This is a genomic window from Streptomyces sp. NPDC058457, from assembly GCF_042720695.1.
Taxonomy (GTDB): Bacteria; Actinomycetota; Actinomycetes; order Streptomycetales; family Streptomycetaceae; genus Streptomyces.
This window is the reverse complement of record NZ_JBHXLU010000029.1, coordinates 22,035-35,687: the sequence shown is the minus strand read 5'-3', so window position 1 is coordinate 35,687 and position 13,653 is coordinate 22,035. Positions and strand designations below refer to the sequence as shown.

The window sequence follows — 13,653 nt, the reverse complement described above, 5'->3', positions numbered from 1 at the left end:
CGTACCCCGGGACACGCCACGGGACACGCTCCGAGCCGCCGGAACCGGACCGTCAGAAGTCGACCTGGGCGTGTTCGTCCACCCTGCCCACGCTCTCCTGCGCGAAGGCCTTCTCGTAGGCCCGCCGGATCTCCTCGATCTTCCGGTCGCTGCCCTTCGCCGCCGACTCCGGATAGAGCAGGATCAGCTCGTACGACCGCTCCTTCTCGATCGTCCCGTGCGCGTCCCGCCACTGCCCGCGACCGTTCTGCACGGTGAGCCCGTCGGGGAAGTCCGGGGTGACCTCCTTGTCGACGAAGGCCGTGAACTGCCGGTCGGTCACAGCGGGTCCGCCGCCCGGGCGGGCGGTGCCGAAGAGCAGCTGGGTCTCGATGTACGGCTTGCCGCGTGCCGGCACGACGACGGTGTGGTCGTCGGCCAGTGCCGTGTAGGCGGTCGGAGCACCGGCGAGCAGGATCCCGGCCACGGCGAGGGCCGACCGGTTACGGAGGGAATGAGTGCGCATGCCCCCTTCCTAGGGGCTTGGACCGGTCCCGGTCCCGCTTTCCCGGCCGTTTTCACTCGTCCAGGTCCGGCAGCCGCGCCGGGGACGGGCTGATCCGTTCGCCGTACTGGTCGAAGACGAACAGGTGGGCAAGGTCGACCAGGAGCGGGATCTGCATGCCGTGCCGGAGCCGGATGTCCGGCGTGGTGCGCACGACCAGGTCGCCGGGGAGCCGCCCCTCCGGGGGTGCGGGCTCGGGCTCGGCATCCGCCGGATTCTCCAGTACGACGACCCGTCCCGCCCGCTTCGAAGTCGCCCGGTCCCGCAGCCGGTCCAGCACCGTCACCGCCTCCCGCCGCCGGCGCCGGCCCGGCCGGGCGGCCGGGCGCGGGGCCTCCAGCTCCGGTACGACGGCGGGCCGGGAACCGGTGTCGAAGTGGACGAGGACCTCGTGCCCCTGGAACTCGACATGCTCCACCAGGCCGGTGAGCGGCACCTCCCCGGGCCGGGCGGCGGAGTGCCTGGCTATCCGCACCGCCTCCGAACGCAGCCCGACGATCACCTCACGGCCCTGCTGCACCCGCAGCAACCGGTGGTCCAGACACAGGGGTTCGGGCAGGGGCAGGGCCTGTTTGCCGAGGTGGACCGTCATCGCGCCGTCGAGCGGGGCGCGGATCACCCCGCGCAGGAGGTTGATGCGCGGGGTGCCGATGAAGGCGGCGACGAAGACGTTGCGGGGCAGGGCGTAGACCGCACGAGGGGTGTCGACCTGCTGGAGGACTCCGCCGCGCAGCACGGCGACCCGGTCACCGAGGGACATGGCCTCGGCCTGGTCGTGCGTGACGTAGACCGTGGTGACGCCCAACTCCCTTGTCAGGAGCGAGATTTCGGTGCGTAAGTGATTGCGGAGCTTGGCGTCGAGGTTGGAGAGCGGCTCGTCCATCAGGAACGCCGACGGATGCCGGGCGATGGCCCGCCCCATCGCCACCCGCTGGCGCTCGCCGCCGGAGAGCTGGCTGGGGAAGCGGTCGAGGAGGTCCTCGATGCCCAGCATGCGGGCGGTGGCGTCCACGCGCGGGCGCGGGTCGGCGCCGGGTGCCTCCAGACGGAGCGGGAAGCCGATGTTGTCGCGGCCGGTCATGGTCGGGTAGAGGGCGAAGTTCTGGAAGACCATCGCGATGTCCCGGTCGGACGGCAGCAGGTCGTTGGCGTACGCGCCGTCGAGCAACAACTCGCCCTCGTCGACCTCCTCCAGGCCCGCGATCATTCTCAGCACGGTCGACTTGCCGCAACCGGACGGCCCGAGCAGCACGAGGAACTCGCCGGGGGCGATGTCCAGCGACAACCCGTCCACCACGCGGACGCCCCGCGCGAAGGCCTTGCTCACGTTGTGCAGAGAGATGGCGCGTGTCATGGCTGTCGCCCCCGGGGGCTGTCGTTCGGGCCTGTGCGTCACGGAAGTTAACGGAATGTGTGCGGGAGGGGGAAGACGTGTACCCGAATACTCAGGAAGGGGTCGGGTGAGCAGAGCCCCGTCAGGGGCGCGGGGCTGCAGTGGATTTGCGGCTGCCGCCGCGTGGGCGCGACAGGCCCCGACGGCGCAGCAGCCGCAATCCGGCAGTCGCCCCCACCCCACTGGGCGCCCCTTCCGACCTCCCCGGCGACCGCAGAGCCACCCCCGAGGACACCAGCAACAACGCCCCCAGCATCACGAACGGCGCCGCGACCCCGGCAACCCCGGCCACCAACCCCGCCGCGGCCGGCGCAGCCACCTGCCCCAGCCGGTTCCCGGTCAACCGCAGCGCCAGCGCGGTCGACCGCGCCCCGTCCGGCGCGGCCTGCACCAGCGTCGTCATGGACAGCGGCTGCCCCACCCCCAGACAGAAGCCGAGGACGGCCAGCATCACACCCAGCACCCAGACCGGCACGGGCAGCGCGATCCCCGCACACAGCACCGCCGCCACGAAGCAGGTGACGGTCAGCAGCACCGGCCGCCCCAGCAGCCGCAGCAACGGCGTGAGCACCAGCCGGCAGGCGATCGTCGCCCCCGCCCGCACACTGAGCAGCACGCCGATCACGGCCGGGGAGATGCCCCGGTGCTCGCCGACCACCGGAAGGTACGCGGTCAGGATGTCGGTCGCGGACAGCACCGAGAGGCTGATCAGCATGCCGGCCGGGACGCCCCGGGCGCGGAGGATGCGGCCCACCGGCACCCGGTCCCCCTCCGCGGTACGGGACTTGACCGCCGTAGGGTCCTCGATGCGCCACAGCGAGGTGAACGCGATCGCCGCCCCGGCACCCGCCACCACGAGCGCGAGCGCACTCGTGCCCGCCATGTCCGGGCCGCCGATCAGCGCGCCGGCCGCGATCGGCCCGACCAGCTGGCCGAGCGACGCCCCGATGGTGAAGTGGCCGAAGTTGCGGTCCTGTTCGTGCGGGGCCGACTGGCGGGCCACCAGGGACTGCGCGCCGATCACGAAGCAAAGGTGGCCGAGGCCCATCACCCCGCTCCACAGGGCCATCGTCCAGAGGGAGCCGGCGAGTCCGCTGAGCGCGCAGCCGCCGGATATCAGTACGACGCCGACGGGCAGCAGGGGTGCGCAGCGGCCGTGGTCGGTACGGCGGCCGAGCGGTACGGCGACGAAGAGCGGGAGCAGGGCGTAGACACCCGCGATGACGCCGATGGCCCGTTCGTCGGCGCCGAGGGCGAGCGCCCGGTAGGAGACGGCGGGCCGGGCCATCGACACCGCCCCCTGCGCGAAGCCGAAGGCGATGACCAGACGGAGCAGCCAGCCGCGGTTCCTGCCGGGCGTCATGGTGAAACCTCCCAGTGGTATGTCACACAGTGGTATGTCACATAGTCCCGAACAGGATTCCTGCCCCGAGCACCACCACCGATGTCACCGCAGCCCACTTCACGACGAATCGCGTGTGGTCGCCGAACTCGACCTTGGCCATGCCGACCAGGACGTAGACGGCGGGGACGAGCGGGCTGGACATGTGCAGCGGCTGGCCGACGATCGAGGCGCGGGCGATCTCAACGGCGGAGACGCCGTGGGCCTGGCCGGCCTCGGCGAGCACCGGGAGGATGCCGAAGTAGAAACCGTCGTTCGACATGAAGTACGTGAGCGGGATGCTCAGCACGCCGGTGACGAGGGCCATGTGCGGGCCCATGCCGTCGGGGATGTTGCCGACCAGCCACTCGGCCATGTGGTCGACCATGCCGGTGCCCTGGAGGACGCCGGTGAAGACGGCGGCGGCGAAGACCATTCCGGAGACGTTGAGGGCGTTCTCGGCGTGCGCGGCGATCCGGGCCCGCTGGGCCGGCATCCGGGGGAAGTTGACGGTCAGCGCCAGGGCCGCGCCGAGCAGGAACAGCACCGGGATCGGCAGCCACTCCATGATCATGGCGGTGAGCAGGACGACCGTGAGCAGCGCGTTGAACCAGTACAGCTTGGGGCGCAGGGTCTCGCGGTGCGGGTCGAGGCCCTGGAAACCGTCGGCCTCCGGCCCGTCGGGCAGGTCCGCGCCGCCGGTACCGGAGCCACCGGCGCTCCGAGCACCCTTGCCGGTTCCGGCACCGGCACCGGCACCGGCACCGACCAGGGCGGTCTCCGTGCGGGGCTCCTCCACCAGCACCTGGTCCAGGGTCAGCACGCCGAGCCGTCTGCGCTCGCGGCGGCCGAGGACGTAGGCGAGGGCGAAGACGAACAGCAGGCCCATGGCCAGTGCCGGGATCATCGGCACGAAGATGTCGCTCGCGTCCAGCTTGAGCGCGGTCGCGGCGCGGGCGGTGGGGCCGCCCCAGGGCAGGGTGTTCATCACGCCGTTGGCCATCGCGGCGACACCGGTCATCACGACCATGCTCATCTTCAGGCGCTTGTACAGCGGGTACATCGCCGAGACGGTGATCATGAAGGTGGTGGAGCCGTCGCCGTCGAGCGAGACGATCGCGGCGAGTACGGCCGTACCGACGACGATCCGCAGCGGGTCGGCCTTGCAGAACCTCAGGATCCCCTTGACGACCGGGTCGAAGAGGCCGACGTCGATCATCACCCCGAAGTAGACGATCGCGAACATGAGCATCGCCGCGGTGGGCGCGAGGCCGGTGACGCCGTCGATGACGTAGTCGCCGAGGTGGGCGCCCTTGCCGACGGCCACGCAGAACAGCGCGGGGATCAGCACGAGCGCCGCGATCGGCGACATCTTCTTCAGCATGATCAGGACCAGGAAGGTCGCGATCATGGCGAAGCCGAGGATGGTCAGCATGAGTGGATACCTAACGTTCGCCCTTGAACTCCCACCAGGGCCGGCGGTGCGACGACGTTAGGTCGCGTCAAACGTCGTTAACAAGACGTTGACACGCGAGCAATAAGCGCGAAAGTCCAGGTCACGGGGTTGCGGTCACTTCGGCGGTCACCTCGATGGGGATGCCGTTGAGGACGGCGTTGCCGGACAGCGGGTCGAGCAGGCTGCCGTCGAGGAGCTGGTTGACGTTGACGCCGGGGGCGGTGGCGGCGTGGTTGAGCCGGGTGCCGGGGCGGTTGTGGCCCCAGCCGTGCGGGAGGCTGACGACACCCGGCCGGACGCCGTCGGTGACCTCGGCGGGGGCGACCACCTCGCCGCCGGCGCCCTTGACGCGTACGTCGGCGCCGTCGCGCACGCCGAGCCGTTCGGCGTCCTCGGGGTGGATGTGCAGGGTGCAGCGGTTGGTGCCGCCGGTGAGGGCGGGCACGTTGTGCATCCAGCTGTTGTTGGAGCGCAGGTGGCGGCGGCCGACGAGGACCAGACCGGCGGGGCGGCCCGCGAGGGCCGTACGCAGCCGGGGCAGGTCGTCGGCGATCGGCTGCGGCAGCAGTTCGACCTTGCCGCTCCCGGTCTTCAGCGGCTGCGGGAGGCGGGACGTGAGGGGCCCGAGGTCGATTCCGTGCGGGTGGGCGAGCAACTGCTCCAGGGTGAGGCCGTCGGGCCGTGCGCCGAAGCCGTCGCCGTAGGGGCCGAGGCGCAGCATCAGGTCGAGCCGGCGCTCGGGACCGGTGTCCCCGGTGAGCCGGGCGGCGAGTTCCTGCGGGTCCCGGCCGTGCACGGGCGAGTGGGTCTCCCTGACCGCCTTGCCCAGGGTCTGGCCGATGACCATGTCGTCCACGGCGGACGGTTCGGCGCCGTGCATGCCGCCGGCCGCGAGGATCAGGCGGGCCAGGATCTCGGTCTCCGCCATCCTGCCGGGTTCCAGCGGGACGGCGGGGCGGGAGTAGCGGACCTGGTTGCGTACGGCGAGGGTGTTGAAGGCGAAGTCGTGGTGCGGGCTCTGCGAGGGCGGCGGCGGGGGCAGCACGACGTCGGCGTGGCGTGCGGTCTCGTTGAGGTAGGGGTCGACGCTGACCATGAAGTCGAGGGAGTCCAGGGCCTTGTCGAGGCGGTCGCCGTCGGGCGCGGAGAGCACCGGGTTGGTGGCGACGGCGATGAGCGCCCGGATCGGCTCGCCCTCCGCCGTGGCGGTGTCGATCTCCTCGGCGAGCGCGGAGAGCGGCAACTCGCCCTTGGCCTCGGGGTGTTGGCTCACCCGGGAGTGCCAGCGCCCGAGCGCGAAGCCCCGGCCGGGTCCGGCAGGGCGCGGGGTCCGGTCGGTGGCGGCCTGGGGGAAGAGCGCGCCCCCGGGCCGGTCGAGGTTGCCGGTGAGGATGTTGAGGACGTCGACGAGCCAGCTGGCGAGGGTGCCGTGCGGGACGGTGCAGCTGCCGATACGGCCGTACACGGCGGCAGTCGGCGCGGCGGCGAGTTCACGCGCGAGGACACGGATCGTCCCGGCGTCCACGTCACAGGCGTCGGCGACCGCGTCCGGCGTGAAGTCACCTAGCTCGGCGCGGAGTTCGTCGAGTCCGTCGATGTGCGGGGCGAGGTGGCCGAGGTCCACCAGGCCCTCCTCGAAGAGGACTTGGGCCATCGCGGCGAGCAGCAGGGCGTCGGCGCCGGGCCGGATGGCGATGTGCCGGTCGGCGAGCCTGGCGGTGCGGGTGCGGCGCGGGTCGATGACGGTGAGGGTGCCGCCGCGGGCCTTGAGCGCCTTGAGCTTGCCGGGGAAGTCGGGGGCGGTGCACAGACTGCCGTTGGACTCCAGGGGGTTGGCGCCGATGAGGAGGAGGTGGGCGGTGTGGTCCAGGTCGGGCACCGGTATCGCGTTGGCGTCGCCGAAGAGCAGTCCGCTGGAGACGTGCTTGGGCATCTGGTCGACCGTGGACGCGGTGAAGACGCTGCGGGTGCCGAGGGCGCCGAGCAGGACCTGCGGGTAGAGGCCGCCGGCCACGGTGTGCACGTTGGGGTTGCCGAGGACCACACCGACAGAGTCCGGGCCGTAGCGCTCGACGACACCCCGCACCCCGGCCGCCACCGCGTCGAAGGCCTCCGCCCAGGTGGCCTCGCGCAGTTCGCCGTCCCTGCGGACCAGGGGGGTACGCAGCCGGTCGGGGTCACCGTCGACCGCACCGAAGGAGGCGCCCTTCGGGCAGATGAACCCCTTGCTGAACACGTCGTCGCGGTCACCGCGGGCGCCGGTGACGCGGGTGCCGTCGATGGTGAGGGTCAGGCCGCAGGTGGCCTCGCACAGGGGGCAGATACGGAGGGCGGTGCGGGGCATGGGGGGCCTCCCGGGAGTCGTGTAACCCGGGGCGAGCATACCGCTCGGTATGTCGGGAGGGGAGTCCTGCAGTGCTTCGAGTGCGGGTGCGTGGGGGCTGATCGCGCCCACGCGGCGGAGCCGCATATCGATACAGCCCCGCGCCCCTTTCAGGGGCGCTGTCCAGCCGTCAGTCCAGAACGCGGGCCAGATAAGCCCGCAGCAGCTCCCGCGTCTCCGTGATGATCTTCTCGTCGCCCTCCGGGACCATCCGGAAGGACAGGTGGACCAGGGCGTCGGCCGTCTCCACCGCCACCAGGAACGTGCGGCGCAGCGCCTCGTCGGGGGCGCGGCCGACGTACGCCGCCAGCAGGTCGGTCAGCCGGTCGGCCACCCGGTGGTTCGGCTCCGCGTCGCGGGCGCCGACCGGGATCTGGTTGCCGAAGTCGACGAGGGAGAAGCCTGGGGCGGTGCGTTTCATGGCCAGGTACTCGTCGAGCACGGCGTCCGTCGCCGTCCGCCAGTCACCCTTCGGCGTGTCCTTCAGCCGCTCGGTGACGCGCTCGGAGTAGCGCTCCAGGTTGCGCTGGGCGAGGGCGTCGGCCATCTGCCGCTTGTTGCCGAAGAAGCGGTAGACCGAGCCGATGGGCACCCCGGCGCGCACCGCGACGGCCCGGGTGCTCAGTTCGTCGTAGCCCACCTCGTCGAGGAGATCGGCACAGGCGTCGAGAATCCTGGTCAGCCGTTCGGCGCTGCGGCGCTGCACGGGCGCTTTGCGAAGCGATGTCGCTGGGGGCACGGGCTTCATGATGCCTTTCCGCCGGGATCAGGTGAACCTCGCCCCCCAGTACGCGGACGGATGGCCCATGCACTCATCCGGCGTCCGGGCTGCTCGCGGCGCTGCCGGCGGAGGCCGAGGCGGCGGTGCGGGCGGAGGCCGAGGCGGCGGTGGGGGCGGTGGGCGCGGCCCCTGACGCCGACGGTGACGCCGTCTCCGCGCCCGACGCCGTGACGTCCGCCGTGCTCTCCACCGGCTTGCCGTGCACGGCCCATACCGTGCCGTCGTCCGCGTAGAGCCGGGCGGTGATGTGGTGGGTGCCGTGCGGGACGAGGCCGGCAGGCAGGTGGTACGCGAAGGTGCGCAGCCGCGTCACCAGGCCGCCGTCCACGAAGAGGTAGGCGAGGCCGCGGCCGACGACCGCCTTCGCCGCGGTGCCCGCCGGGGAGAAGCGGAAGCGGTGCACGTCGAGCCGGACGTCCCAGCCGCCGGCCGAGTCGGGCGTGACCACCGTGCCCACCTGGGGCGCCTGCTTCTTGTCCAGCTCGCGGTAGTGGCGGCCGCTCTCGTCCGTGTCGTCGAGGATCTTGCCCACCGGTGAGGGCGACCCCGCCCCCCGCCCGTGCGCCTCCCCGGTCCCGCACCCCGCCGCCGCGACCAGCAGCAGCACGCAGACCGCGAGCGCACCCGGCAGTCCACGCGTCCACGACATGCCCGGGAGCGTAGAACAGCGCGCCGCAGACCGGATCCCCCTGAAGTCGGGTTCTCGCCATACCCCGCTGGGATGATCCCGGCCCTCTTGCACCCGCCCCCGCGCAATCCTACGGTGATACATAGGAATCGATGGCACACGGGTACAGCGGGTTCAGGGAGCGATCATGAGCGATGGGGGCATCTCCCGCGCGGGCGCGTTCGAGCGCGGGGAGGCGCGAAAGACCGCCGAGGGGCTGTCGTACCTCTCGGGGTTCGGCAACGAGCACTCCTCGGAGGCGGTGCCGGGCGCCCTGCCCGAGGGCCGCAACTCCCCGCAGCGCGCCCCCCTCGGCCTGTACGCGGAGCAGCTCAGCGGTACGGCCTTCACCGAGCCGCGGGCCCACAACCGCCGCTCCTGGCTGTACCGGATCCGCCCCTCGGCCGCCCACCCGGCGTTCACCCGCACCGCCGGCAACGGCGGGCTGCGCACCGCCCCCTTCACGGACGTCGCCCCGGACCCGAACCGGCTGCGCTGGAACCCCCCGCCGGAGCCGCCGCCCGGCACGGACTTCCTGGCCGGCCTGTGGACCCTGGGCGGCAACGGCGACGCGACCCAGCGCACCGGCATGGCCGTGCACCTCTACCACGCCGACACCTCCATGGAACGGGTCTTCTCCGACGCGGACGGCGAGCTGCTCATCGTCCCGGAGCGCGGCGGACTGCTGCTGTGTACGGAGTTCGGCCTGCTGCATGTGGAGCCGGGACATGTGGCGCTGATCCCCCGTGGGGTCCGCTTCCGTGTGGAGCTGCTGGAGGCCACGGCCCGGGGTTATGTGTGCGAGAACTACGGCTCACCCTTCCGCCTCCCCGACCTCGGCCCGATCGGCGCCAACGGCCTCGCCAACGCCCGGGATTTCCTGGCCCCCGTCGCCGCCTACGAGGACGTGGAGGGCCCGGTGGAGGTGGTCAACAAGTTCTGCGGCAACCTGTGGACCGCCACATATGACCACTCCCCGCTGGACGTGGTCGCCTGGCACGGCACACATGTGCCCTACGCCTACGATCTGCGCCGTTTCAATGTGATCGGCACCATCTCGTACGACCACCCCGACCCGTCGATCTTCACGGTGCTGACGTCTCCGTCCGACACCCCCGGCCTGGCCGGCGTGGACTTCGTGGTATTCGCGCCGCGCTGGCTGGTGGGCGAGAACACCTTCCGGCCGCCGTACTTCCACCGGAACGTGATGAGCGAGTACATGGGGCTCGTCGAGGGCGCGTACGACGCGAAGGCCGAGGGCTTCGTGCCGGGCGGCGGGTCGCTGCACAACATGATGTCGGCGCACGGCCCGGACCGGGAGACGTTCGACCGGGCGAGTGCGGCCGAGTTGAAGCCCCAGAAGGTGGACGACGGCCTCGCGTTCATGTTCGAGACCCGCTGGCCGGTGACGCTCACCCCGCAGGCGGCCACCGCCGGACACCTCCAGCAGCGCTACGACGACGTCTGGCAGGGCCTGGAACGCCACTTCCGTCCCTTGCAATGAAGATCCCTCACCGGTACGGATGACCTGTGACCTCCTTCGCCCCGGACTCGATCGTCCTCAACCGCAAGCTGCCGCTCTGGTACCAGGTGTCGCAGTCGCTGCGCGCCTCGATACTCGGCCGCTCGCCCCGGGACCCGCTCCGGCTGCCCACCGAGGAACAGCTCGCGGAGCACTACGGCGTGAGCGTGCTGACCATGCGGCAGGCGCTGAAGGAGCTGGAGGACGAGGGCCTGATCAGCCGGCACCGCCGCCGCGGCACCTTCATCGACCCGGACGCCCGCCGGGGCACCCCGGTACGGCTGCTCGGCTCGGTGGACGCGATCGTGGCCCAGCAGTCCGGGATGACGGCGGAGCTGCTGGACCACGGCACGGTGCCCGTGACCGGCGAACTCACCGACTACTTCCCGGACCTCGCCGAGGTGGCGGCGTACCACCGCCTGCGCAGTGACGAGCAGACCGGCGAGCCCACCAACCACGCCCGCAACCACGTCCGCCCCGAACTGGCCGAGCGCATCGACCCGGAGGACCTCGCCCGCCGTCCCATGACCAAGGTGCTCCGCGACCTCGTCGGCGCGGACATCAGCCGCATCACGGACACGGTGCAGGCCCGCCTGGCCGACCCGGAGACCGCCCGGCTGCTCCAGGTCCCCCTCCTCAGCCCGATCCTGCACTACACGGGCGTCACCTACGACACCGCCGGCCGGGTGCTGGACCTGGCGGTCATCCACTACCGGGGCGACCGTTTCTCCTTCACGGTCACCCTCGACGCCACCTGAACTCGTCGTACGATGCCGGGCGTGACGCACGACGACGCTCCGCTGCTGGCGGACCTCATGCCGTGGTCCGTCGCACCACTACGGCTCGGCCGGGGGTGGCCGACGGCCCCCGCCCCGGCGACCCTGAAGGCCCGCTGGGACGCCCTCCTCAAGGCCGAGGGCCCCGACCGCGAGACCCTGTTCGAGCCGACCCGCTCCCGCACGGTCCACTCCGCGGTCGCCCAGCTCCCCGGCCAGCCCAGCGGCACCGAACCGCTCGCCGACGCGTCGGGCCCCTGCCCGGACCCGGTCCGCGTCCTGGCCGCCCCCTTCGACGAACAGTGGCTGATCCCGGACCACCGCCTGATCGACGCGGCCCGCCCGGAGCTCTGGCGGGTGGCCGACGCCCACCAGGTCTTCGCGGTGGAATCGGCGGAGGGGACGCCGCTGCCCCTGCTGGCGACCTCCCTCCTCCCCACCCTGCGCGCGGGCCGCATCCGCCCGCTGTACCGCCGCCCGGGCGGCGCGGAGCCGAACCTGGCACCGGGACTGCCGGCGTACCTGGCCGACCGGCTGGGCCGGGACGTCACCCCGCCGGACGTCCTGGCCTGGGCCCTGACCGCGATCCGCCCGGACCGCACCGTCCCGCTCACCGAGGACCCCGACCTCTGGGCCCGGGGCGTGGAGCTGGGCCACCGGGCCCTGTGGCTGCTGCGCCGGGACGGCGACCGCCCCAAACTCCCGGGCGGCCGCCGCCCCTACGTCCGGTCCCCGCTGCCCTCCCGCCCCCTCACGGTCCTCTACGACGCCGAGGAGGAGACCCTCCACCTCGACGAGGGCCGCATCTCCCCGGTACCGCCGGAGGCATGGGGCTTCAGGACGGGCGAGGTACGGGTCCTGGAGGCGTGGTTCGCGGCACGAACGACGGAGACGGCGGAACCCGGAACCCTGGCGGCGATCACCCCGCCGTCCTGGCCCCAGTCCTGGACCTCGGAACTACTGGAACTGATCACGGTCCTGGCCCTGCTGGCAGACGTACGGGCCCGGCAGACCGAGTTCGAGGTCAGGGCACAGATCACCGTCGGGGACCTGACGGCAGCGGGCGTACTCCCAGCCCCGGAGACGTCCCGCAGACCAGCGTCGGTCCTGGAGCACATCGAAGAAGGCCCGGCCGGTCAACTGACGCTGATGTGACTGACTCAGGGGCGCGGGGAACTGCGCGACAAGCCCCCACCCACCCGCAGACAAGGACGGCGCTCATGGACCCCTTGCCCCTCGAAGGCATCACCGTGGTAGCCGTCGAACAGGCGGTGGCCGCCCCCTTCGCCACCCGCCAGCTCGCGGACCTCGGCGCCCGCGTCATCAAAGTCGAACGCACCGCCGGCGGCGACTTCGCCCGCGGCTACGACACCGCCGCCCACGGCCTCGCCTCGCACTTCGTGTGGTGCAACCGCGGCAAGGAGTCCATCGCGCTGGACCTGAAGGACCCGCGCGGCCTGGACGCCGTACGGCGGCTGATCGCGGACGCGGACGTGTTCGTGCAGAACCTGGCCCACGGTGCCGCGTCCAGGCTCGGCCTCGACGCGGCCACGCTGTGCGCCGCACACCCCCGGCTGGTCGCCGTCGACATCTCCGGATACGGGGCTTCGGGGCCGTACGCCGGCAAACGCGCGTACGACATGCTCGTGCAGTGCGAGGCGGGCCTGGTGTCGGTCACCGGGACGCCGGAGCAGCCCGTGAAGGCCGGGATCCCGGCGGCGGACATCGCGGCGGCCATGTACGCCTTCTCGGGCGTCCTCGCGGCACTGGTGCGGCGCGGGACCACCGGCAGGGGCGGGCCGGTGGAGGTGTCGATGCTGGAGGCGCTGGCGGAGTGGCTCGGGCATCCGCTGCACCACACCATCCACGGCGGGACACCGCCGGAACGCACCGGTCTGGCGCATGCCGTGATCGCGCCCTACGACGCCTATCCGACCGCGGACGGCGGGCGGGTGCTGCTCTCCGTGCAGAACGACAGGGAGTGGCGACGGCTTGCCGAACAGGTGCTCGGACTGCCGGAGTTGGGGGCGGATCCGGTGTTCGCGACGAACGCGGCGCGGGTGGCGAACCGGGCACGGACCGACGAACTGGTCGGGACGGCCCTGAAGGCGCTCGACGCCGACGAGGCGCTGGCACGGCTGGAGGCCGCGGGCATCGCGTGCGCGCGGCTGCGGGATCTGCGTGAACTGGCCGGGCATCCGCAGCTGGCGGCCCGGGAGCGGTGGCGGGAAGTGGGGTCGCCGGTCGGGCCGCTGCGTGCGTTGCTGCCGCCCATCACGCTGCCGGGCGGGGACGAGGCGCGGATGGGGGACGTGCCCGCGCTCGGGCAGCACACCGATGCGCTGCTGCGTGCCGTGGGGATGACGGACGCCGAGATCACAGCGCTGCGCCGGGACGGTGTGGCGGCCTGAGCGCGAGCCTGACGGTCAGACGGTCAGTGCTTGTTGCCGCCGAACAGCGAGCGGCGCAGCCGACGCAGCGGTGCGAAGAGCGAGACACGGCTGACCCGTGCGACCCGGTCGCTGCGCTGCGCGGGTTCACGCGCGGTCAGCTCACGCATCAGCGAGGTCGCCTCGACCGCCTGCTGCTGCGGTATGGCGGGACCCGCCAGCACCGACAGATGGCGGTCGAGGCGCGAACTGGTCGCGCCACTCCCGCAGGTGATCGCAGGAACCCTCGCCCTGCTGCGTGTTATCTGATCCATGTCACTCCCCACCCGTACGAGTCCACCCGGCCCGGGCAGGGTAACC

Annotated in this window: 12 protein-coding genes; 4 read left to right on the top strand and 8 right to left on the bottom strand. The window is 72.2% G+C overall.

The genetic code is table 11. From position 1 onward, the window contains the following. Window positions 1–52: 52 nt before the first annotated feature. The 7 genes from ACFWPS_RS23260 to ACFWPS_RS23230 form a co-directional block, all read right to left on the bottom strand. Window positions 53–505 (bottom strand): DUF3574 domain-containing protein, encoded by a 453-nt coding sequence (locus tag ACFWPS_RS23260; protein WP_383708022.1) that lies wholly within the window; start codon window positions 503–505, stop codon window positions 53–55. 52 nt (window positions 506–557) lie between these two features. Then, the gene (locus tag ACFWPS_RS23255) at window positions 558–1,898 is read right to left on the bottom strand and encodes an ABC transporter ATP-binding protein (protein ID WP_383708020.1); all 1,341 of its coding nucleotides are present in this window, start codon (window positions 1,896–1,898) and stop codon (window positions 558–560) included. 121 nt (window positions 1,899–2,019) lie between these two features. After that, entirely contained in the window at window positions 2,020–3,300 is a 1,281-nt protein-coding gene (locus ACFWPS_RS23250) for an MFS transporter (RefSeq protein ID WP_383708018.1), read from the bottom strand. A gap of 37 nt (window positions 3,301–3,337) precedes the next feature. After that, complete coding sequence (locus tag ACFWPS_RS23245; protein WP_383708016.1) at window positions 3,338–4,753, bottom strand: CitMHS family transporter; 1,416 nt, start codon at window positions 4,751–4,753, stop codon at window positions 3,338–3,340. A 121-nt stretch (window positions 4,754–4,874) separates the two neighbouring features. After that, entirely contained in the window at window positions 4,875–7,118 is a 2,244-nt protein-coding gene (locus ACFWPS_RS23240) for a molybdopterin oxidoreductase family protein (RefSeq protein ID WP_383708014.1), read from the bottom strand. Window positions 7,119–7,287: 169 nt separating this feature from the next. Further along, window positions 7,288–7,905 (bottom strand): TetR family transcriptional regulator, encoded by a 618-nt coding sequence (locus ACFWPS_RS23235; RefSeq protein WP_383708012.1) that lies wholly within the window; start codon window positions 7,903–7,905, stop codon window positions 7,288–7,290. 64 nt (window positions 7,906–7,969) lie between these two features. Next, the gene (locus tag ACFWPS_RS23230; RefSeq protein WP_383708010.1) at window positions 7,970–8,587 is read right to left on the bottom strand and encodes a hypothetical protein; all 618 of its coding nucleotides are present in this window, start codon (window positions 8,585–8,587) and stop codon (window positions 7,970–7,972) included. Between the two features lie 166 nt (window positions 8,588–8,753). Here ACFWPS_RS23230 and hmgA point away from each other — a divergent pair, with 166 nt between their 5' ends. The 4 genes from hmgA to ACFWPS_RS23210 all read left to right on the top strand — a co-directional run bounded on the left by hmgA (window position 8,754) and on the right by ACFWPS_RS23210 (window position 13,314). Continuing rightward, window positions 8,754–10,109, top strand: coding sequence for a homogentisate 1,2-dioxygenase (gene hmgA, locus ACFWPS_RS23225; protein ID WP_383708008.1), 1,356 nt, complete (start codon window positions 8,754–8,756; stop codon window positions 10,107–10,109). 26 nt (window positions 10,110–10,135) lie between these two features. Next, window positions 10,136–10,885: a GntR family transcriptional regulator gene (locus tag ACFWPS_RS23220; RefSeq protein ID WP_383708006.1), complete on the top strand. Its 750-nt coding sequence runs from the start codon at window positions 10,136–10,138 to the stop codon at window positions 10,883–10,885. A gap of 12 nt (window positions 10,886–10,897) precedes the next feature. After that, entirely contained in the window at window positions 10,898–12,058 is a 1,161-nt protein-coding gene (locus tag ACFWPS_RS23215; protein WP_383708004.1) for a type ISP restriction/modification enzyme, read from the top strand. 65 nt (window positions 12,059–12,123) lie between these two features. Next, window positions 12,124–13,314 carry a CaiB/BaiF CoA transferase family protein gene (locus ACFWPS_RS23210; protein ID WP_383708002.1) on the top strand — a complete coding sequence of 397 codons (1,191 nt, stop codon included), beginning with the start codon at window positions 12,124–12,126 and terminating at the stop codon, window positions 13,312–13,314. Window positions 13,315–13,337: 23 nt separating this feature from the next. Here the strand turns inward: ACFWPS_RS23210 and ACFWPS_RS23205 are convergent, their stop codons facing one another. Continuing rightward, on the bottom strand, window positions 13,338–13,607 hold the full coding sequence (locus ACFWPS_RS23205) for a hypothetical protein (RefSeq protein WP_089103003.1): 270 nt from the start codon (window positions 13,605–13,607) through the stop codon (window positions 13,338–13,340). Window positions 13,608–13,653: the final 46 nt, after the last annotated feature.